The following is a 19,944-nucleotide window of genomic DNA, read 5'->3' as shown; positions in this document are numbered from 1 at the left end:
GCTTCGCTGCCGTTTCATGCCATAAGCTGGACATTGCCGCCCGCGGCAGCGGTGTTGACTGTTACTGTCTGTTCGCTGCAAAAGCGGTACAGGTAATGCGGCCCGCCAGCCTTGGGGCCGGTGCCGCTCAACCCTTCACCGCCAAAGGGCTGGACACCCACAACAGCGCCCGTCATGTTGCGGTTGATATAGACGTTGCCGACATGGGCCCTGCGTACCAGCGCGTACGCACGCGAGTCGATGCGGGTCTGCAGGCCCAGGGTCAGGCCGTAGCCCAGCGCATTGATGGCATCGATAGTGGCCTCTGCGGTTTTCAGTTCACCGCTGCCCCAGCGCACAATCTGCAATACGGGGCCAAAAATTTCCTGCTTCACGCCCGAGAGCTTCGCAACTTCGAGAACGCAGGGTGCGAGCAGATTCAGAGTGCCAGATTCAGTGGTGACCGCATCGACCTGCGAACCCAGGTCTCGCACATGCCTGATGACGCCTTCATAAGCCTCGCGATCGATCAGCGGGCCCACATCAGTTTTCAGATTGGCCGGCTCACCCGACACAAGCTCGCACACAGCACCCCTGATCATCTTCACGATGCGGTCTGCCATGCTGTCATGAACACACAGCAGGCGCAGCGCCGAGCAGCGCTGGCCTGCGGAACGAAAAGCGCTTTGAAGCACGGCGTCAACAACCTGCTCGGGCAAGGCGCTTGAATCGACCAGCATGGCATTGATGCCGCCGGTCTCTGCGATCAGCGGGGTGATGGGGCCGTCTTTTGCTGCAAGCGCGCGGTTGATGATCTGTGCCACGTTCGTCGAGCCGGTAAACACGACGCCCGCAACGCCGGCCGAGGCCACCAGCGCCGCACCCACTGTTTCGCCGGGCCCGTGCAGCAGTTGAAGGACGCTTGCAGGAATGCCTGCCTGGTGCAGCAGCTTCACTGCCTCAAATGCCACACCCGGCGTCTGCTCGGCGGGTTTGGCCAGTACAGAGTTACCTGTGACCAGCGCCGCCGCGGCCTGCCCGGTAAAAATCGCCAGCGGGAAATTCCAGGGGCTGATGCACGCCCACACGCCGCGCGGCCTAAAGCGCAATTCGTTGGTTTCGCCGGTAGGCCCCGGCATGGCAAGCGGCTGCATGATGCGCTCGGCCTCACTCGCGTAATAGCGCAAGAAATCCACCGCCTCGCGCACTTCGGAAACCGCGTCACCCCAGGTTTTAAATGCCTCGCTGACCAGCAGCGCACAGAACCGCGGCATCTGCTCTTCCAGTGCGTCAGCGGCTTTTCTCAATGTGCCTGCACGCTCGCCTGTCGGTACCCTGGCCCATGCGCGTTGCGCATCTGCCGCGGCTTTCAGCGCTTCTGCAACCAGGCTGACATCGAAGACAGGCACATGGGGCACCTCAACATGCGCAAAAGCATCAAGCAGCGGTGAACGCATACTGCCGACCGTCAGGTCCAGACCCCTGCTGTTTTTTCTGCCGATACCGTACAGCTCAGGCGGCAGGGGAAATGGCCGCGCCAGGTCAAGCCTCAGCGGTGAGACCAGCAGATCATCCATGCCTACCGACTCGTCGGCGAGCTGGTGCACAAACGAGGAGTTGGCACCGTTTTCAAGCAGGCGCCGCACCAGGTAGGCCAGCAGCTCACGGTGCGATCCGACCGGTGCGTAAACACGGCAACGGAGGTTGGGGTTGCTGAGCACTTCGCGAAAAACACCTTCCCCCATGCCGTGCAGTCGCTGCAGTTCAAACGCACCGCCAGTGTTGCCGGCCAGTTGAACAATGGCGGCAATCGTGCCGGCGTTGTGGCCGGCAAACTGCGGGTAGATGGCATCGGGCGCATCGAGCAGGGCTTTGGCGCAAGCCAGGTATGAGACATCGGTGTGGTGCTTGTGGGTGAAAACCGGGTAATGCGGCAGCCCCATCTCCTGCGCCCGCTTGATTTCAGAATCCCAGTAGGCGCCCTTGACCAGGCGGCACATCAGGCGCAGGTGGTATTTGCGTGCAATGGCAATGACGTGATGTACAAGGTCCAGCGAACGGGTCTGGTAGGCCTGTAGCGCCATGCCAAAACCCCGCCACTCTGGATGGTGCCGTGCCACCAGAGCGGCGAGCGCCTCAAACACATCAAGCGAGAGTTCGAGGCGGTCCACCTCTTCCGCATCAATCGTCAGGCTGATGTTGGCGGACGCAGCCACCTCACACAGGCCCCAGACGCGGGGCACCAGTTCGGCCATCACGCGCTCATGCTGTGCATCTTCATAACGCGGGTGAAGTGCGCTGAGCTTGATGGAAATGCCGTCGTTGCTTTCAGTGACACCACTCGGGTTTGCAGATGCTGCGATGGACACCATGGCATGCTGGTAGCTCGCCAGGTATTTCATGGCATCTGCCTGCGTGCGCGCACCCTCACCGAGCATGTCGTAACTGAAGCGCAGCCCGGCTGTTTTTTGCCGGGCGGCCCGCGCCTCGTCCATGGCCTCGGCAATCGTCTGACCCAGCACGAATTGACGTCCCAGCAGCTGGACGGCGCGTACTGTGGCCGCCACGACTGTGCGTGCGCCCAGCCTGCCAAGAAGGCCTGACTCCGCAGTGCCTGTGGGCCCAGAGTGCGGCAGAAAGTTTTTTGACAGGGCGATCGCACTCGACGACAGGCGCGCCATGGCCTTGTCTGCCTCACCTGCGAAATCAGCCCTGCCCAGCTGGTCAGCGGTCAGGGCAATCGCGGTCTCAACATCCGGTACACGCAGCAGCGCTTCTGCGAGCCGCATCAGCGCCATGCCCTCGCTGCTGGCAATCGGGTATTCCTTGAGCAAACTTTCCATGGCCCAGAAGGGCGGGGGATTGCTGCGAACCGCCAGCACCCAGGGCTTGGCGGCCTGGATGACGGCCGGCCAGTCAAGTGCGCCCTGAAGACCGGACAACAGCGCGGTAGTGATGTCTTCTTCAGAACGATAGGGAGAAGGCAGACGCTGGTGCCGCGCTTCAGGCCTGTCAGTCAGCTGTGTTTTCATGAGGAATCCGGCGTATGTGAGTTACACCATATTGACTTGAAGAATGATGAATTTCCCGCTAAATTTCAGCGATATTCAAAATAATTCACTAGCACGATGAGAGGCCATGAACAATCTGGATCGCCTTGATCTGAAAATACTCACATTGCTCCAGCAGGACGGACGCATCTCCAATCTCAGGCTGGCGGAGGGTGTGGCCCTGTCGCCTACTGCTGTGCTGGCGCGTGTTCAACGCCTGAGCCGTGATGGCTACATCCTGGGCTACGAGGCCCGGCTGAACCCGCTCAAACTGGGCGCCGGCATGATGGTGTTTGTCGAGGTTCTGCTGGACCGCACCACTCCAAACGTATTTGAGGCATTCAAGGCTGCGGTACAGGTCTGCCCTGAAATCATGGAATGCCACATGGTGGCCGGCGGTTTTGACTACCTGCTTAAAACACGCATGAACGACATGGCAGCCTACCGCGCCTTTGCCGGCACCGTGCTCTGGCAACTGCCCGGTGTGCGCGAAACGCGTACCTATGCGGTGATGGAAGAAGTCAAGAACACCACACATCTGGCGCTGGGGACGTAACCCACAGGCTGTCACTTTTCAAAAATTGCGTGCGTCAGGATCACGGTCAATAATTCACCCCAGTATTCACACAGATGAGGAGTCACGATGAGCATCCGCATTTTTTGCCAGACCGCAGCAGCGGCGGTGATCACCACCCTCGGCCTGTCGGCTTGCGCTCAAACCATGAAGCCCGGCCTCTGGGAAGCTACCAACAAAATAGGCGGCAGCCCTGAAAACGAACAGGCCATGGCGCGGATGCAGCAGCAGATGGCAGCCATGCCGCCCGCACAGCGCAAGGCCATGGAAGACATGCTGGCCAAACAGGGCGTGGGCATGGGAAGCGCTAACGCCAATGGCATGGTGCTGAAGATGTGCATCACCAAAGAGATGGTTGAGCGCAACCAGCTTCCGGTTCAGCAGCAGGGCAGTTGCATCACCACGACCTCGGAAAAAAGCCGCACTGGCATGAAGATCAACTTCACCTGCACCAACCCGCCATCCAAAGGTGAGGGGCAGTTCACTTTCGCAGGCGATACGGCCTACACCATGAAAATGAAGGTCAACAGCACCGCACAGGGCGCCCCCAGGACCACGACCATAGACACTAACGCAAAATGGCTGGGCGGGGACTGCGGCGCCATCAAGCCGATGGTGATGCCTAAATAAAGCCCCCACGCTTGTCACTTCGTGTACTGCGCTGCCCCCCGAGGGGGCTGGCCTTGCTTGGGGCGGCCCTGCGCTGCGGCCGGGCCCCCACGCTTGTCACTTCGTGTACTGCGCTGCCCCCCGAGGGGGCCGGTAAATAAAGCCCCCACGCTTGTCACTTCGTGTACTGCGCTGCCCCCCGAGGGGGCTGGCCTTGCTTGGGGCGGCCCTGCGCTGCGGCCGGGCCCCCACGGTTGCTCACTGCGTGTAGCGCCCTGCCCCCCGAGGGGGCCGCTGCTCCTGCGGCCTGGCAAAGCCAGTTCCGCGGACCCTGCTTGCTAAAGCCCTGCTTCGTTGGCTGCCAGCACAGCCCCTTGAAGAAGGAGCAACCCGTGAGGTCCTATCTCTTGCCGAAGATGGCGGTTCCGACGCGGACCATGGTGCTGCCTGAATGAATTGCGGCTTCGAGGTCGGCCGTCATACCCATGGACAGCGTATCAAGCAGTGCAGGCAGGTCGCCCCTCGCATTGATTTCGTCAAACAGCGCTTTGGCCCGGGCATGAACTGCACAGGCGCTCACAAAGTCATCAGCAGGTTCGGGGATGGACATGATGCCCCGCAGGGTGAGCCCCGGCAGTTGCGCGACGTCGCGGGCAAGTGCATGCGCCTCTTCCGGCGCCACACCCGACTTGTTGCCCCCGCCGTCGGTATTGACCTGTATGCAGATCTGCAGCGGCGGCAATCCCGCGGGTCGCTGCTCGCTCAGGCGCTGCGCAATTTTCAGCCGGTCTACAGACTGCACCCAGTCGAAGTGTTCGGCCACCAGCCGGGTCTTGTTGCTCTGCACCGGGCCTATGCAGTGCCATTGCAGCGCGCCGACGGGCACGCCCTGCCGCGACGCTTGCAGATCGCGCAGGGCGCGTATTTTTTCAACGCCTTCAGCGATATAGTTTTCCCCGAAAGCCTGCTGCCCATCGCTGGCCGCTTCAGCGACCGCAGCGGCCCCAAAGGTTTTGGACACCGCGAGCAGCCGGACGCTGTCGGGAAGGCGGCCCGCGGCCATGCATGCCGTGGTAATCCGGTCACGGACCTGCTGGAGGTTGCGCACAATCATGGTCATAATCCAACTGTAAACTCATGTAAACCCGGCCCATCACGCGGCATCCGGTTTCAGCACTGTTTTTAAGGATTTCCCGGGATGGACATTACCCAGCTTCTGGCCTTCAGCGTCAAGAACAAGGCCTCTGACCTGCACCTGTCCGCAGGGCTGCCCCCGATGATCCGCGTGCACGGTGACGTTCGCCGCATCAATGTCGACCCGCTGGACCACAAACAGGTCCACTCCATGGTGTACGACATCATGAACGACACCCAGCGCAAGAATTACGAAGAGTTCCTGGAGGTCGATTTCTCCTTCGAGATTGACGGTCTGGCGCGTTTCCGTGTCAATGCCTTCAATCACAACCGCGGCGCCGGCGCCGTGTTGCGGACCATTCCCTCCAAGATCCTGACGCTGGAGCAGCTCAACGCGCCGAAAATTTTCGGCGAGCTGGCGCTCAAGCCGCGCGGCATGGTGCTGGTCACAGGCCCCACGGGCTCGGGCAAGTCGACCACGCTAGCCGCCATGGTCAACTTTTTGAACGAAACCGAATACGGCCATATCCTGACGGTGGAAGACCCCATCGAGTTCGTGCACGAATCCAAAAAGTGCCTGATCAACCAGCGTGAAGTCGGCCCGCACACACTGAGCTTCAACGCCGCCCTGAAATCTGCATTGCGTGAAGACCCGGACGCCATCCTGGTCGGCGAAATGCGCGACCTCGAAACCATCCGCCTGGCCATGTCGGCCGCTGAAACCGGTCACCTGGTGTTTGGCACGCTGCACACCTCCAGCGCAGCCAAGACGGTGGACCGGATCATTGACGTCTTCCCTGCGGAAGAAAAGGAAATGATCCGCGCCATGCTGTCGGAATCACTTCAGGCGGTGATCTCGCAGACGCTCTGCAAAACCAAGGATGGCGCGGGCCGCGTGGCAGCCCATGAAATCATGCTCGGCACAAGCGCCATCCGCAACCTGATCCGCGAAGCCAAGGTCGCGCAGATGTATTCCTCCATCCAGACCGGCAACAGCGTCGGCATGCAGACGCTGGACCAGAACCTCACCGACCTGGTCAAGCGCAACGTCATCTCCGCGGCCGAAGCACGCGGCAAGGCGAAGATCCCCGAGAACTTCCCTGGCTAGATATGGCCCCCACGCTTGTCACTTCGTGTACTGCGCTGCCCCCCGAGGGGGCTGGCCTTGCTTGGGGCGGCCCTGCGCTGCGGCCGGCTGCCTTGCGCCTTCGCTTTTGCCCTTCTGGCACCGGAACATCTTTAATTAATACCCGCCTTTACCGGCTAGCTGTTTGAAAGGGAGTCGCAAATGGAACGCGACCAGGCCAGTAAATTCATTAACGACCTTCTGAAGCTGATGATCAGCCGCAATGGCAGTGACTTGTTCATCACGGGCGACTTTCCGCCGGCCATGAAGGTCGATGGCAAGGTCACCAAGGTGTCGCCCCAGCCGCTCAATGCCGGTCACACGCTGGCGTTGGCCCGGGCCATCATGAACGACAAGCAGGCCTCGGAATTCGAGCGCACCAAGGAATGCAATTTCGCCATCTCGCCGCCCGGCGTGGGGCGCTTTCGCGTCAACGCCTTTATCCAGCAGGGCAAGGTCGGCATGGTCATGCGGGTCATTCCCGCCACCCTGCCGACCATCGATGGTCTCGGTGTGCCGCAGGTGCTCAAGGAAGTGGTCATGGCCAAACGGGGCCTGACCATCCTGGTGGGCGCGACGGGCTCCGGCAAATCCACCACCCTGGCGGCCATGGTCGACTGGCGCAACGAGCAGTCCTACGGCCACATCATCACGATTGAAGACCCGGTTGAATTTGTGCACATGCATAAAAACTGTGTCGTCACGCAACGCGAAGTCGGCCTGGATACAGACAGCTGGGAAGCCGCCCTGAAAAACACATTGCGCCAGGCGCCCGATGTCATCCTGATGGGTGAGGTGCGTGACCGCGAGACCATGGAACACGCCATCGCGTTCGCCGAAACCGGCCACCTCTGCCTGTGTACGCTGCACGCCAACAGCGCCAACCAGGCACTCGACCGCGTCATCAACTTCTTTCCTGAGGAGCGCCGCACCCAGCTGCTGATGGACCTGTCGCTCAATCTCAAGGCCATGATCTCGCAACGGCTGGTGCCCAAGCAGGACGGCAAGGGCCGTGCGGCCATGGTCGAGGTCATGCTCAACACACCGCTGATTTCCGACCTGATCTTCAAGGGCGAAGTGTCCGAGATCAAGGAGATCATGAAAAAGAGCCGCAACCTCGGCATGCAGACCTTCGACCAGGCGCTGTTCGACGCGTTTGAAACCAACATGATCACTTACGAAGACGCCCTGCGCAACGCCGACTCGGTCAATGACCTGCGCCTGCAGATCAAGCTCAACTCGCAGCGCGCCAAGTCGCTTGACCTGGCCGCCGGCACCGAAGGTTTTGCCATCGTCTGACCACCACGGCACGCGCAGCAGCGGGCGGCGAGAGCTGCCCGTTTTCCATTGAGAGCTTCATATTCATCCAGAGAACAGGACACACACCATGCCCAGCACCAACGCAAAAACCTACGAGCCTGCCCCTTCACGCCAAGTAGCCTTCCTCGGGCTTGGCGTGATGGGCTACCCGATGGCCGGCCACCTGTCACTCGCCGGCCATACGGTCAGCGTCTATAACCGCACTGCCGCAAAATCCGTCGCATTCCGTGAAGAGTTCAAGGGTTCCACCCACGGCCTCACACCCAAAGCCGCTGTGGCTGATGCAGACATTGTTTTCTGCTGCGTCGGCAACGATGATGACCTGCGCAGCGTGGTGCTCGGTGCAGACGGCGCGCTGGCCGGCATGAAGCCGGCTGCGATCCTTGTTGACCACACCACGGCTTCGGCAGATGTGGCGCGCGAGCTTTATGCCGCTGCCAAAAAGGCCGGCCTGCAGTTTGTGGATGCGCCCGTGTCCGGCGGCCAGGCCGGTGCGCAGAACGGCGCGCTGACCGTGATGTGTGGTGGCGATGCGGCCGCCTTTGATGTCGTCAAACCAGTCGGCATGGCGTTTTCAAAAGCCTTCACGCTCATGGGCGAGAGCGGCGCCGGCCAGCTCACCAAGATGGTCAACCAGATCTGCATTGCCGGGCTGGTGCAGGGCCTGAGCGAGGCCGTGGCCTTCGGCCAGAAAGCCGGGCTGGACATGAACCAGGTGCTGGACGTGATCGGCAAGGGCGCGGCGCAAAGCTGGCAGCTCGACAACCGCGGCAAGACCATGGTTGAAGGCAAGTTCGATTTCGGTTTTGCGGTGGACTGGATGCGCAAGGACCTGGGGCTGGTGCTTGACGAAGCCAAACGCAACGGTGCGCGCCTGCCGGTGACGGCGCTGGTGGACCAGTTCTATGCCGATGTCCAGGCCATGGGCGGCCAGCGCTGGGATACGTCGAGCCTCATCAAGAGACTGGTGTAGCCCCACGCTTGTCGCTTCGCGTACTGCGCTGCCCCCCGAGGGGGCGTTGCTCCTGCGGCCCGGCAAAGCCGGTTCCGCGGACCCTGCTTGAAACATAGGCCCCCACGCTTGTCACTTCGTGTACTGCGCTGCCCCCCGAGGGGGCGTTGCTCCTGCGGCCCGGCAAAGCCGGTTCCGCGGACCCTGCTTGCACAGATCTCTCCGTTTAGTCAGTCTCTTTTACGGCAGCTTAGTTCGACTGCGGCTTGGCGCCGGGTGGTGGTGGTTTTGTGGGGGCCGGCAGGAGACGTGCCAGTTCTTCTTCACTGATGATGTCGAGAACGCGAACGACCTTCTGCACACCCGGCGTTGAACGGACGATGGCCGTAGCGCGGTCTGCTTCGCGCTGGGTCACGCGGCCCATCAGATAGGTGGTGCCGCGCTCGGTCACGACCTTGAATGAATTGGCAAACAGGTCGCGCGCATCAATCAGCATGGCCTTGATGCGGCCGGTGACCAGCACGTCGGACGAGCGGTTGGTCAGTGAGGTGTTACCCATCACGGCCAGCTCATTGACCACGGACGAAACGTTCTCGACGCGCGTCACAATTTGCTCTACCAGCTGTTTGTCCTGCGCGGTGGGCACTTCGCCGGTCAGCAGCACCTGGCGGTTGTAGCTGGTCAGGTTCACGTGGGCACGTTCGCCCAGCGCGGTGCGCAGGCGGCTGGATGCGCGCAGCTCTATGCCCTCGTCTTCAAGTTGTGCGCCCGAGGTGCGGCGGTCGGTCGCAACCAGCGACCCCCCCGCTGCCGCGCCGCCTATGACCAGTGGCACGCAGGCGGTCAATGCACCTGTGAGCAGGGCAGCTGTCGCTGTCGCCAAAACCAGTTTTTTCATATGTATTCCCTGTTTGATGTTCATGTTCAGGCTGAAGAATCCGGATCGCCCAGCAGCTGCGCGTCCACACCGTCGCAGATGCAGTGCAGCACCAGAAGGTGAACCTCCTGGATGCGGGCTGTGCGCTCGTGCGGCACACAGATGTGCACATCGGTCTCGCGCAGCACGCTGGCGATTTTTCCGCCGCTGCGGCCGGTCAGGGCCACCACCGTCATCTCGCGTTCGTGAGCGGCTTCAATCGCCGCCAGCACGTTGGCAGAATTGCCGCTGGTGCTCAGGGCGAGCAGCACATCGCCAGCACCGCCAAGCGCACGGACCTGTTTGGAAAAAATAAGGTCGAAGTTGTAGTCGTTGGCAATCGCCGTGATGATGGAGGTGTCCACCGTCAGCGCAATCGCGGCCAGTTCGGGCCGCTCACGTTCATAGCGGCCGACAAATTCTGCAGCGAAGTGCTGCGCATCAGCAGCTGAGCCGCCATTGCCGCAGGCCAGTACCTTGCCGCCGCTGGTCACACTGGCGAGTATGGCCTGCACGGCCGCCACGATGGGCTTGGACAAGACCTGCGCCGCCTGGTATTTCAGGTCGGCACTGTCGATGAAGTGCTGTTCAATACGTTGTTCGAGCATGCGACAATGATAGCTGTTGAAGATGGTCCCACCCAGCTGCGGGCATCACGTCTGGTTACAAGGTTGCCGGGGCAAATCGCGACAAATTCATGACGCATCAAACGCCGCACGCAGCCATTCGATGGCCGCGCCTTCGACCAGCACCACATCAAAGCGGCAGGGCGGCGGGCTGGCAAAGCGCGTGAGGTAGCTGCGCGCCGCGAAGATGATGCGCTGCTGCTTGACGCTGCCTATGCTGGCAGCCGCACCGCCGTGCGAGGGGCCGGCGCGCCGCCTGACCTCGACAAACACCAGCGTGCCGTCGGCGTCGTGCATGATGAGGTCTATCTCGCCGCCGCCGCGGCCCGGTGTCCGATAATTGCGCTCCACCAGCTTGAGGCCTGCTTTTGCCAGATACGCCTGTGCAGCACTCTCGGCCTCGTCGCCGAGGCGCTTGGTGGTAATCTGGCCTGGCTCTGCGGGCTTGTCGCCTGAAGACTTCACCATCTGCTTCCTGGAAAACCACATTGAACGCTTCTTTCGACCTGGCTCTGGGCGCAGCTAAAGCCGCTGCGGGCATACAGCATTATCCGGAAGGCATGCTGTATGTGGTGGCGACGCCCATAGGCAACCTGGCCGACATCAGCCTGCGCGCCCTGCATGTGCTGCAGCTGGCCAGCGTCATTGCCTGTGAAGACACCCGCCACACACAGGGCCTGCTGCGCCAGTTCGGCATTGAAAAGACCCTTCTGGCGGTGCACGAACACAACGAGTCTGAAGCCGCCGTCGGCATCATCGAGCGCCTGCAGCGCGGCGAACGTGTGGCCTATGTCAGCGATGCCGGCACACCCGCCGTGAGCGACCCCGGCGCGCGGCTGGTGGCTGCGGTGCGCGCCGCCGGCCTCGGCGTGATGCCCCTGCCCGGCGCCAGCAGCGTGACTACGGCGCTGAGTGCGGCTGGCATTGCAGGCGGTTCGGGTTTTGTGTTTGCCGGCTTTTTGCCGAGCAAGGCCGGCGAGCGCGACCAGGCTGTCGTGCAGCTGCAATCCGAAGCCCGCGCCGTGGTGATTCTTGAAGCGCCGCACCGCATCGAGGCGCTGGCGCAGGCCATGGCGCCGCTGGGCGCGCGGTTGCTGACCGTGGGCCGCGAGCTCACCAAACAGTTTGAAGAGATTGCCACCGTGGCTGCAGACCAGTTCGCCGCCTGGCTGGCCGGCAGCCCGCAGCGTACGCGCGGCGAGTTTGCGCTGGTGCTGCACCCTGCGCCGCAGGCCTTGCCGCAGGACGATGGCCAGCGCGTGCTGGGCCTGCTGCTGGCGCAACTGCCGCTGAAAACCGCCGTCAAGCTGGCCGCCGACATCACCGGCGCGCCGCGCAACGACCTGTACGAGGCGGCGCTCAAGCTCAAGAACAGCGACTAGCGGCAAAATTGCTCTGTTTTTGATAGCTGCTCACGTGCGTATTTATTGGTCTGAAGGCCGATTTGATGCCCCAAAAAGGGCTTTGAGGACGCTTTTTGAAGCCTCGGCCAGCATCTCCAGACACCTCTTCAACACGTTTTAACGTATACGACAAAAATTTAACGCAAGTTTCAATTTTTTGCCGTACACGTTAAATTAGGAGAAATGACAGAATCAAGACCTCCACACCCCCCGCAAGCATGACCCCACCCCTTCCTGACGCTCTTCCCGACCTGCTGCCAGATGCTGTGACAGATGAAGCCGCGATCCAGTCCAGGGCCGCGGCCCCCCAACTGTCGCCCCGCAAGCCGGATTCGAAATTCCTGCTCTCGCACCCCGCCCACTTCATCGCCCTGGGTTTTGGCTCCGGCCTGAGCCCGGTTGCGCCCGGCACCGCCGGCACACTCTGGGCCTGGCTGGCCTGGCTCGTACTGGAAAACTGGCTCTCGCCAGCAGGCATGGGCTGGCTGATTGCGGCCTCGCTGGTGGTCGGCTGGTGGGCCTGCACGGTGGCGGCGACCCACATGCGCGTGGCCGACCCGGGCAGCATTGTCTGGGACGAAGTCGTCGCCTTCTGGCTGATTCTCTGGCTGGTGATGCCTGCAGGGTTTTACGCGCAGCTCGCCGCCTTTGTGCTCTTCCGCTTTTTTGATGCCGTCAAACCCGGCCCGGTGGCCTGGGCTGACAAGGCCTTCAAGGGCACAGGCGCGCGCGGCGGCTTCGGCATCATGTTTGACGACCTGGTGGCCGCCTTCTGCACGCTGCTGGTGATCGCCATCTGGAACTTCGTTTAAAAAGACAGGCAGCGACATGACACACCCCAATGACTCCGTTGCTTCACAGGTCGTGCAGCTTGCCGACCTGCTGCTGCAGAAAAAACTGTTTGTCGCTACCGCTGAAAGCTGCACAGGCGGCCTGATCTCTGCCGCCTGCACGGAGCTCGCGGGTTCTAGCGCGTGGTTTGAGCGCGGCTTCGTCACCTATTCCAACGACGCCAAGATTGAATTGCTGGGTGTCGATGCCGGCGTGATCAGCCAACACGGCGCGGTCAGCGAAGAAACCGCGCGCGCCATGGTCGAAGGCGCCATCGCGCACTCCAAAGCGCAGGTGGCGGTCGCCGTGACCGGCGTGGCCGGCCCCACGGGCGGCAGCCGCAGCAGGCCGGTCGGCACCGTCTGGTTTGGCTGGTCGGTCAATGGCCAGACCAGCGCAGAGTGCATGCTGTTTGCCGGCGACCGCGCTGCGGTGCGCGCCGCCACAGTGAAGCACGCGCTGAATCGGCTGATCGCACTGCTGACCTGAGCCATTTAAACCAGCAGCGCAATCATCCGCGCGGTGTAGAGTGTGGGTTTTGGCCCCAGGGAGACACCCGCATGCACGCCAACGCGACCACACTGAATAATTTCTACACCGCCTTCGCGCGCCTGGATGCCGACACCATGGCCGCATGCTACGCGCCTGATGCGGTGTTTGAGGATGCCGTGTTTTCACTGAAGGGCCACCGCGAGGTGACCGGCATGTGGCGCATGCTGGCCGACGCCACCAGGGCCAAAGGCGCAGATGTGTGGAAGCTGAAATTCAGTGGCATCGAAGCCGATGCCACCAGCGGCAAGGCGCACTGGGAGGCGGACTACCGCTTCAGCGCCACCGGCCGCATGGTGCACAACGTGATTGACGGCGTGTTCACCTTCAATGAGCAGGGGCTGATCACGCGGCACCGCGACAGCTTTGATTTCTGGACCTGGTCGCGCCAGGCACTGGGCGCACCAGGCCTGCTGCTGGGCTGGACGCCCTATCTGCACAACAAGGTCAAGGCCACCGCTGCCGGCAACCTGAAAAAGTATCTGGCCTCCCGCCCCGCCTGAACATCACGCACAAGGAGTTGACCATATGAGCTGGTTTGAAGGGTTCGAGACACGCAGCTTTGAGGTCAACGGCGCATCGATTGCTGCGCGTTTTTCAAAAGTCATTCCCGGCGACCCCCTGCGTCCGGCGCTGCTTCTGCTTCACGGGTTTCCCGAGTCGCATGTGATGTGGCACCGCGTGGCGAAGCTGCTGGCGCCGCACTTCTTTCTGGTCATGCCAGACCTGCGCGGTTATGGCGACTCGTCCAAGACCGCCGGCCTGCCCGACCACAGCAACTACAGCAAACGCAACATGGCGCACGACATGACAGCGCTGATGGATGCGCTGGGCGTGGGCACTTTCTTTTTGTGCGGCCATGACCGCGGCGGCCGTGTGGCGCACCGGCTGGCGCTGGACCACCCGGCGCGTGTGAAAAAACTCTGCGTGCTGGACATCGCGCCCACACTCGACATGTATGACGGCACCAGCATGACCGCACCCTACATGCAGTTTGCGCGCGCCTACTACCACTGGTTTCACATGCTGCAGCCCTCTCCGCTGCCCGAGATCATGATGGGCGCCAACCACCCCGAAACCGCAAAGGCCTACCTGCACGCGAAACTGGGCGGTTGGGGCAGCGAGGGCCTGGGTTATATCGAAGCCGAGGCATTGACTGAATACGAGCGCTGCTTCTGCAACCCGGAGGCATTGCACGCGGCCTGCGAAGACTACCGCGCTGCGGCCAGCATTGACCTTGACCATGACCGCGAGAGCCGCGCACGCGGCGAGAAGGTGCGCTGCGGCATGCTGGTGCTGTGGGGCGAGCGCGGCGTGGTCAACCGCCTGTTCGACCCGATGGCGCTCTGGCAGGCGCAGTGCAGCGGCGTGGTGCTAGGTCACGCGATGGCATCTGGCCATTTCATCCCGGAAGAGCAGCCGCAGGCAACAGCCGACGCGCTGCTACGGTTTTTCCGTTGACCCTCGAACGCATGTCACATGTCTGTCTACACCGCTGAAGTTGTCTGGACGCGTGGCGACGCCGACTTTGCAGCAGGCCGCTACAGCCGTCGCCACCTGCTGCGTTTTGACGGCGGCGTTGAGGTGCCGGGCTCATCGTCGCCGCATGTCGTGCCCCTGCCCTGGTCTGATGCCTCGGCGGTAGACCCCGAGGAAGCATTTGTCGCGTCGCTGTCGAGCTGCCACATGCTGTGGTTTCTGTCGCTGGCAGGCAAGCGCAAGTTCTGCATTGACAGCTACACCGACAGGGCCAGCGGCGTGATGACCAAGAATGCAGAAGGCAAACTCGCCATGACGGTGGTGACGCTGCGCCCTGAAGTCGTGTTTTACGGCGCGAAGTTGCCGACGCGCGCCGAAATTGTCGCCCTGCACCACGAGGCGCACGAGGAATGCTTCATTGCCAACTCGGTGAAAACCGAGGTGCGCTGCGAGCCCGTGATCGCGGCGGCACATGGCTGATTCGCGCATGCTGGCTTCGCTGGGCCTCTTCGTTGTGGCGGCGCTGGCCTGGTCGGGCATTGCGCCCTATGACCGCGGCACATGGGTGCTTGAAGTCCTGCCCGCCGTCATCGCCCTGCCCATTCTGTTTTTGACACGCAAGCGCTTTCCCCTGACCACGCTGCTGTATGTGCTGATTGCCGTACATGCACTGGTGCTGATCTTTGGCGGTGCCTGGACCTATGCACGCGTGCCTTTCGGTTTCTGGTTGCAGGAGCTGATGCATTTAAGCCGCAACCCCTACGACAAGATCGGCCACTTCATGCAGGGGCTTGTGCCGGCCATGCTGGCACGCGAGATTTTGCTGCGGCGCGCCTACCTCGCCAGCAAGCCCATGGCGGCGTTTTTGTCGGCCTGCGTGGCCATGGCCATCAGCGCCGTGTATGAACTGATCGAGTGGTGGACGGCCCTGGCTGCCGGTGGCGGTGCGACAGAGTTCCTGGGCACCCAGGGCGACCCTTGGGACACGCAGTCGGACATGTTTTTTGCCCTGATCGGTGCCACCGTTGCCGTCGTGTTGCTGGCGCGCTGGCATGACCGGCAGATGCAGCGCCTGGCGGAAAGCTGATTTCGCTCTGAATGCTATTGAATTAGTAGCTGCTCACGCACGTGTTTATTGGCCTGAAGGCCGATTTGGCACCTGAAACAAGCCTCAAATCGGCTGTTTTTGGCGTTTTGCGCCGCTTCGGCGGGGGTTCAGGCTTCTCGGGGCCAGTAATGCATCATGAATAATGCATTAACCATTTAATGCGCCATTTTTGACGCATTAACTGCACCGGTTAACAGGCGCCGCCGCCAGCGCCTGCGCGGCCAGCACCGCGGCCTGAAGAGTCGCCCGCACCCCCATCAGCCAGGGCGTCCCGCCGCGAAGAAGCCTGGGCTTGCGCGTCACTTCCGCCACCGGCCACGCCAGCGCCACAACCGGCCTTGATGGCTTCCAGCATAGGCGCCGCCATGGTCCGGACGAGTTTCGCATCTGCAAACGTGCCGGTGGGCGGCCTGAGAATGTTCGCCCTTGTCACTGCCTCGGTGTTGGCCAGCCGGTAATTGCCCGCATCTGCGCCGCCCAGGCTGATGCCGTTCACATTGATGGTTCTGTCGCTGCCGATGGCGCCGTCGGTAAAGGTGGCGGCTGCGCTGGTCAGGGCCAGGGTGTCGCCGGCTACACGGTTGTCCGACAGCACTACCGATGCAGCCGTTGTGGCGTCATACATGCGGTCAACGCCGGTGGCCGTGACGGCCAGGTCGCGCTTCGTGATGGTCAGCGCGCCATTGGTGGAGGCCAGGGTGTAGTTCTCGTTATTGGTTGCCGCCAGCGTGATGGCCACAGGGCCGGCAGCCACTGCCGTGCGGGGAGTCGCCGCACTGACAAACGAGACGCCCACACTGGCTGCCGTGTCGCCGTCGATATAGCCGCTGGAGGTGCCGGTAAACACGGGGTTGCTGTCGCCATAACCACGACTGGTGCTGTCGGCACTCGCCGTCAGGGTTGGGGCAATGCGGTAGAGGAAGGTGCTGGCCGCCCCGGCGGGAACGTAACTGGCATCGCTGTTGTAGCGCTTGCTGTAACCGGCGACGCCCTCAGTGGTGGCGGCAGGGTCGCCGCTGTAAACCAGATAGCGGCCTGCGCTGGCCACAATGCCATTGGCGCCGACGTTGTTGATCAGCTGGCCACCGCCGCTGACCCCGGCCGCATTGGAGCTGGCCGCCTTGAGCACGATGGCATCGCCCGTACCGGACGAGGCGACGGCGTTGTTCAGCGTCAGGCTGGAGGCCGCGCCTGTGGTTTCGATTTTCGCCGCGCCGGTGGTGGTGACACCCGCCACGCCCACAGTGCCAACAGCCAGCGCACCGGCCTGCCTGTAGTCAATGCTGCCGGTATTGGCAGCCAGCGTCGTGACGGCATTGCCGGCGTTGCCCAGCGTGTACGCGCCGCCTGCGCCAGTGAGCGCCAGGCCTGAAGCGGCGATGGCGCCCGATTGCGTGACGACGCCACCGGCCCCCAGTGTGGCGTTGACCGTGGTGGCGAGCGATGCGATATCAAAACCGTTGCTGTCTGTAAATTGCAGGGCGCCTGCGGCATTGGCGCCATCGGCCGCATCACGCGAGCGCAGCGAGAGCGTGCCGACGTTGTTGCCCGCGTTAGCCAGGGTGATGGCGGCGCCGGTATTGGCCAGTGTCTTGACGCTGAGCGCGGGCGCAACGATGGCGCCACTCTGGGTGACGGCGCCGGCGGCCACGACATCAAGGCTGGTGTTGACTGTTGAAGCGCCCAGCACCAACGCGTTCGCATCACGCAGCGAGACGTTGTTGCCGCTGCTGACAGCGACGCTTGAGAAATCATTGGCGGCGCTGGTCAGGGTGATGTCGTTGGCGCTGCCGGCTGCGAGGCTCGCAGCGCCCGCCACAGACAGCGCACCCGACTGGGTGATCGCACCTGCCGTGTTGACGCCCAGGCTGCCTGACACCGTGGATGCACCCAGCACCAGCGCATTGCTGTCGGCGATGCTGACGTTGTTGCCGCTGGTGATGACCACCGTCGAGAAATTGTTGGCGGTGTCGCCCAGCGTGATGTTGTTGGCCGCGCCTGCCGCCAGCGTCGTCAACCCGGCCACAGCCACGGCGCCAGACTGGGTGACGGCGCCTGCCGTATTCACGCCCAGGGTTCCCGAGACTGTGGATGCACCGAGCACCAGTGCATTCGCATCAGTGATGCTGACGTTGTTGCCGCTGGTGATGGCCACCGTCGAGAAGTTATTGCTGGCGTTGTTCAGTGTGATGTTGTTGGCCGCGCCTGCCGCCAGTGTGGTGGCGCCCGTGACATTCAGGACACCGGACTGGGTGATCGCACCTGCGGTATTGACGCCCAGGCTGCCAGACACTGTGGAGGCACCGAGCACCAGTGCGTTGCTGTCGGCGATGCTGACGTTGTTGCCGCTGGTGATGACCACCGTCGAGAAATTGTTGCCGGTGTCGCCCAGCGTGATGTTGTTGGCCGCGCCTGCCGCCAGCGTCGTCAACCCGGCCACAGCCACGGCACCGGACTGCGTGACTGCGCCAGATGCAGCAACACCCAGCGTACCGGATATGGTCGAAGCGCCCAGCACCAGTGCGTTGTCATCGGCAAGGCTGACGTTGTTGCCGCTGGCGATGGCAACGGCGCCGGTGAAGTCGTTGCCCGCATTGGCCAGGGTCACGTTGTTGCCCGCACCTGCGCCTATGGCTGTTGCGCCCTTGACCTTGAGTGAAGAGCCCGCGAGTTGCGAGACCACGCCGGCGCCCGTCACCGTCAGGTCACCTGCGCCACTGCCGCCTGTGGTGTCGATATTGCCCAGCACCTTGACCGCATTGCTGTTGGTCAGCGTCACGTTGCCGCCGCCGCTGGCGATGGAGCCGCCGGCCGCAAAGGTGGTGGCGGCGCTGCCCGTCGTGATGGCGACGGCGCCGTCTGTGGTCGCAACTGCGGCGTTGAGCAGCACGGCGTTGTTGCCGTTGTTCAGCGCAAAGCCGCCTGGCGACGTGATGGCATTGAGCTGGACGATGTTGTTGCTTTGCGTACCGAGATTAAGTGCACTGCCGGCGCCGCTCAGGCTGGCTGCCAGCGTCGAAGCGTTCACAACACCGGTCTGCGATACCGTGCCCCCTGCAGCGAGGGTCACCGCACCAGCCGCGCCAGTCCCCGTGTTGATGCCTGAAATGGCGAAGGCGTTTGCATCGGCGTACTGGATGGCAGCCGGCGCATTGGCGGTGCCGGCGGCGTTGCGTACCTGCAGGTCGACCGTACCGGCATCATTGCCGCTGTTGGCCAGCGTGATGGCGGCGCCGGCATTGTTCAGGGTCCTGACGTTGAGCGTGCCGGCGGTGATGTTGCCGGTAGCGGCCGTTTGCGTCACGGCGCCGGTGGCGGCGAGGTCCAGCGTGCCAGCGCCCACATTCGCACCGGCTGCAGTGCCGACACCCAGGTTGATGGCCCCCGTGCGCACAAAGGCACTGGCGTCGCCAGTGGTGTTGACGCTGAGGTTGGTGGCCGCTATGTCTATGCCTTCGCTGGTGCTGGTGCCGATCTGACCATTGGCATTGAGCGTGACGTCCTGCGCAGTAATGGTCTTGACGCCCGCGCCATCCGTTATGGAACCGCCGTTCAGCACCAGCGTCTTGCCCGCCATGTTGAGTGCTGCACCTATGGTCAGCACCCCGGTGCTGCCCGTATCGCCGATCACCAGCGGGCCGGTAGCGCCCGTGGCAAACCGTGCCATCTCAAGCGCAGAGATGTCAAAGGCAGAAGCGCCCGCCAGCGACATCGCCTGACCGGCAGTCTTGGGTTTGAGTGTCAGCGTCCCGGATGTGCTGAAGGCGTTGTTGCCGGCGTTGGTCGTTCCGATCGTGACGACATCGGCCACCACGGTGATCGCGCCAGTGCCGGCAATCACGTCAACATTGTTCGACTGGGTGTAGGTGCCGGTGCCCGTGTCGATGGACACCGCGTTGTTGGTGGCCGTTATATTGGCCGCCACCGTCAGGCTGTTGTTGCCGTTGTTGAGCGTGAAACCGCCCGGTGTGGTGATGGCATTGAGCGTCGTGATCTCGTTGGCCGCAGCGCCCAGGTTGAGCGCACTGCTGGCGCCCGTCAGTGTGGCTGCCAGCGTGGAGGCCTTGATCGTGTCGGCCGGGGAAATGGACGAGCCGGCAACCAGCGTCAGCCCGGTGACGTTGATGGCGCCGTTAAGCGCAATGTCGCCGGTATCTGCGCCGGCAGTGGTGGCGGTCAGGGAGGTGGCCGCAGCACCGGCGGAGGCAGCGCCTATGGCCGCCACACTGATGTCGTTGCCCGCCACCGTCAGGGCGCCCAGCGCGCTGCTGGCGCCCACCGTGCCCGC

Annotated in this window: 18 protein-coding genes; 12 read left to right on the top strand and 6 right to left on the bottom strand. The window is 62.8% G+C overall.

What is annotated here, in order from left to right; translation table 11 throughout:
• Positions 1 to 14: 14 nt before the first annotated feature.
• Positions 15 to 3,011 (bottom strand): L-glutamate gamma-semialdehyde dehydrogenase, encoded by a 2,997-nt coding sequence (locus tag HYX42_RS05115; RefSeq protein ID WP_293400528.1) that lies wholly within the window; start codon positions 3,009 to 3,011, stop codon positions 15 to 17.
• Positions 3,012 to 3,117: 106 nt separating this feature from the next.
• On the opposite strand from HYX42_RS05115, the gene HYX42_RS05110 reads away from it, so the two are divergent.
• On the top strand, positions 3,118 to 3,585 hold the full coding sequence (locus HYX42_RS05110; protein ID WP_293400526.1) for an Lrp/AsnC ligand binding domain-containing protein: 468 nt from the start codon (positions 3,118 to 3,120) through the stop codon (positions 3,583 to 3,585).
• Between the two features lie 87 nt (positions 3,586 to 3,672).
• Positions 3,673 to 4,233 (top strand): DUF3617 domain-containing protein, encoded by a 561-nt coding sequence (locus HYX42_RS05105; RefSeq protein WP_293400524.1) that lies wholly within the window; start codon positions 3,673 to 3,675, stop codon positions 4,231 to 4,233.
• Between the two features lie 379 nt (positions 4,234 to 4,612).
• Here HYX42_RS05105 and HYX42_RS05100 read toward each other — a convergent pair whose 3' ends face one another.
• Positions 4,613 to 5,332, bottom strand: a complete 720-nt coding sequence (locus HYX42_RS05100) for a YggS family pyridoxal phosphate-dependent enzyme (protein WP_293400522.1) — start codon at positions 5,330 to 5,332, stop codon at positions 4,613 to 4,615.
• A 78-nt stretch (positions 5,333 to 5,410) separates the two neighbouring features.
• Here HYX42_RS05100 and HYX42_RS05095 point away from each other — a divergent pair, with 78 nt between their 5' ends.
• From HYX42_RS05095 to HYX42_RS05085, 3 genes are all read left to right on the top strand, one after another.
• Positions 5,411 to 6,454: a type IV pilus twitching motility protein PilT gene (locus tag HYX42_RS05095; RefSeq protein WP_293400520.1), complete on the top strand. Its 1,044-nt coding sequence runs from the start codon at positions 5,411 to 5,413 to the stop codon at positions 6,452 to 6,454.
• 180 nt (positions 6,455 to 6,634) lie between these two features.
• Positions 6,635 to 7,771 carry a PilT/PilU family type 4a pilus ATPase gene (locus tag HYX42_RS05090; protein ID WP_293400518.1) on the top strand — a complete coding sequence of 379 codons (1,137 nt, stop codon included), beginning with the start codon at positions 6,635 to 6,637 and terminating at the stop codon, positions 7,769 to 7,771.
• Between the two features lie 88 nt (positions 7,772 to 7,859).
• Entirely contained in the window at positions 7,860 to 8,765 is a 906-nt protein-coding gene (locus tag HYX42_RS05085) for an NAD(P)-dependent oxidoreductase (protein ID WP_293400516.1), read from the top strand.
• Between the two features lie 229 nt (positions 8,766 to 8,994).
• Here HYX42_RS05085 and HYX42_RS05080 read toward each other — a convergent pair whose 3' ends face one another.
• From HYX42_RS05080 to HYX42_RS05070, 3 genes are all read right to left on the bottom strand, one after another.
• On the bottom strand, positions 8,995 to 9,642 hold the full coding sequence (locus HYX42_RS05080; protein WP_293400514.1) for a BON domain-containing protein: 648 nt from the start codon (positions 9,640 to 9,642) through the stop codon (positions 8,995 to 8,997).
• A gap of 26 nt (positions 9,643 to 9,668) precedes the next feature.
• Positions 9,669 to 10,268, bottom strand: a complete 600-nt coding sequence (locus tag HYX42_RS05075; RefSeq protein WP_293400512.1) for a phosphoheptose isomerase — start codon at positions 10,266 to 10,268, stop codon at positions 9,669 to 9,671.
• 87 nt (positions 10,269 to 10,355) lie between these two features.
• Positions 10,356 to 10,754: a YraN family protein gene (locus tag HYX42_RS05070; RefSeq protein WP_293400898.1), complete on the bottom strand. Its 399-nt coding sequence runs from the start codon at positions 10,752 to 10,754 to the stop codon at positions 10,356 to 10,358.
• Positions 10,755 to 10,825: 71 nt separating this feature from the next.
• On the opposite strand from HYX42_RS05070, the gene rsmI reads away from it, so the two are divergent.
• The 7 genes from rsmI (at position 10,826) to HYX42_RS05035 (ending at position 15,635) form a co-directional block, all read left to right on the top strand.
• Complete coding sequence (rsmI, locus tag HYX42_RS05065; RefSeq protein ID WP_293400896.1) at positions 10,826 to 11,668, top strand: 16S rRNA (cytidine(1402)-2'-O)-methyltransferase; 843 nt, start codon at positions 10,826 to 10,828, stop codon at positions 11,666 to 11,668.
• A 239-nt stretch (positions 11,669 to 11,907) separates the two neighbouring features.
• Complete coding sequence (locus HYX42_RS05060) at positions 11,908 to 12,501, top strand: phosphatidylglycerophosphatase A (protein ID WP_293400510.1); 594 nt, start codon at positions 11,908 to 11,910, stop codon at positions 12,499 to 12,501.
• Positions 12,502 to 12,517: 16 nt separating this feature from the next.
• Positions 12,518 to 13,009, top strand: a complete 492-nt coding sequence (locus tag HYX42_RS05055) for a CinA family protein (protein WP_293400508.1) — start codon at positions 12,518 to 12,520, stop codon at positions 13,007 to 13,009.
• A gap of 71 nt (positions 13,010 to 13,080) precedes the next feature.
• Complete coding sequence (locus HYX42_RS05050) at positions 13,081 to 13,572, top strand: nuclear transport factor 2 family protein (RefSeq protein ID WP_293400506.1); 492 nt, start codon at positions 13,081 to 13,083, stop codon at positions 13,570 to 13,572.
• Positions 13,573 to 13,597: 25 nt separating this feature from the next.
• Complete coding sequence (locus tag HYX42_RS05045) at positions 13,598 to 14,530, top strand: alpha/beta hydrolase (RefSeq protein WP_293400504.1); 933 nt, start codon at positions 13,598 to 13,600, stop codon at positions 14,528 to 14,530.
• 18 nt (positions 14,531 to 14,548) lie between these two features.
• Positions 14,549 to 15,028, top strand: a complete 480-nt coding sequence (locus HYX42_RS05040; RefSeq protein ID WP_293400502.1) for an OsmC family protein — start codon at positions 14,549 to 14,551, stop codon at positions 15,026 to 15,028.
• Complete coding sequence (locus tag HYX42_RS05035; protein ID WP_293400500.1) at positions 15,021 to 15,635, top strand: DUF2238 domain-containing protein; 615 nt, start codon at positions 15,021 to 15,023, stop codon at positions 15,633 to 15,635. Before HYX42_RS05040 ends, HYX42_RS05035 begins: the two co-directional genes overlap by 8 nt.
• 211 nt (positions 15,636 to 15,846) lie before the next feature.
• Here the strand turns inward: HYX42_RS05035 and HYX42_RS05030 are convergent.
• On the bottom strand, positions 15,847 to 19,944 hold a 4,098-nt coding region (locus HYX42_RS05030; protein ID WP_293400498.1), incomplete at its 5' end, for a YDG domain-containing protein.

Source organism: Polaromonas sp., assembly GCF_016185115.1.
In the GTDB taxonomy this organism is placed as follows: domain Bacteria; phylum Pseudomonadota; class Gammaproteobacteria; order Burkholderiales; family Burkholderiaceae_C; genus Polaromonas.
Note: the sequence above shows the minus strand (reverse complement) of the source record. Positions and strands in the feature narration are given on the sequence as shown.

Bases quoted from the DNA above. Each gene is read 5' to 3' on its own strand.
- HYX42_RS05115 (WP_293400528.1), bottom strand. From the start codon at position 3,011: ATGAAAACACAGCTGACTGACAGGCCTGAAGCGCGGCACCAGCGTCTG.
- HYX42_RS05110 (WP_293400526.1), top strand. From the start codon at position 3,118: ATGAACAATCTGGATCGCCTTGATCTGAAAATACTCACATTGCTCCAG.
- HYX42_RS05105 (WP_293400524.1), top strand. From the start codon at position 3,673: ATGAGCATCCGCATTTTTTGCCAGACCGCAGCAGCGGCGGTGATCACC.
- HYX42_RS05100 (WP_293400522.1), bottom strand. From the start codon at position 5,332: ATGACCATGATTGTGCGCAACCTCCAGCAGGTCCGTGACCGGATTACC.
- HYX42_RS05095 (WP_293400520.1), top strand. From the start codon at position 5,411: ATGGACATTACCCAGCTTCTGGCCTTCAGCGTCAAGAACAAGGCCTCT.
- HYX42_RS05090 (WP_293400518.1), top strand. From the start codon at position 6,635: ATGGAACGCGACCAGGCCAGTAAATTCATTAACGACCTTCTGAAGCTG.
- HYX42_RS05085 (WP_293400516.1), top strand. From the start codon at position 7,860: ATGCCCAGCACCAACGCAAAAACCTACGAGCCTGCCCCTTCACGCCAA.
- HYX42_RS05080 (WP_293400514.1), bottom strand. From the start codon at position 9,642: ATGAAAAAACTGGTTTTGGCGACAGCGACAGCTGCCCTGCTCACAGGT.
- HYX42_RS05075 (WP_293400512.1), bottom strand. From the start codon at position 10,268: ATGCTCGAACAACGTATTGAACAGCACTTCATCGACAGTGCCGACCTG.
- HYX42_RS05070 (WP_293400898.1), bottom strand. From the start codon at position 10,754: ATGGTGAAGTCTTCAGGCGACAAGCCCGCAGAGCCAGGCCAGATTACC.
- HYX42_RS05060 (WP_293400510.1), top strand. From the start codon at position 11,908: ATGACCCCACCCCTTCCTGACGCTCTTCCCGACCTGCTGCCAGATGCT.
- HYX42_RS05055 (WP_293400508.1), top strand. From the start codon at position 12,518: ATGACACACCCCAATGACTCCGTTGCTTCACAGGTCGTGCAGCTTGCC.
- HYX42_RS05050 (WP_293400506.1), top strand. From the start codon at position 13,081: ATGCACGCCAACGCGACCACACTGAATAATTTCTACACCGCCTTCGCG.
- HYX42_RS05045 (WP_293400504.1), top strand. From the start codon at position 13,598: ATGAGCTGGTTTGAAGGGTTCGAGACACGCAGCTTTGAGGTCAACGGC.
- HYX42_RS05040 (WP_293400502.1), top strand. From the start codon at position 14,549: ATGTCTGTCTACACCGCTGAAGTTGTCTGGACGCGTGGCGACGCCGAC.
- HYX42_RS05035 (WP_293400500.1), top strand. From the start codon at position 15,021: ATGGCTGATTCGCGCATGCTGGCTTCGCTGGGCCTCTTCGTTGTGGCG.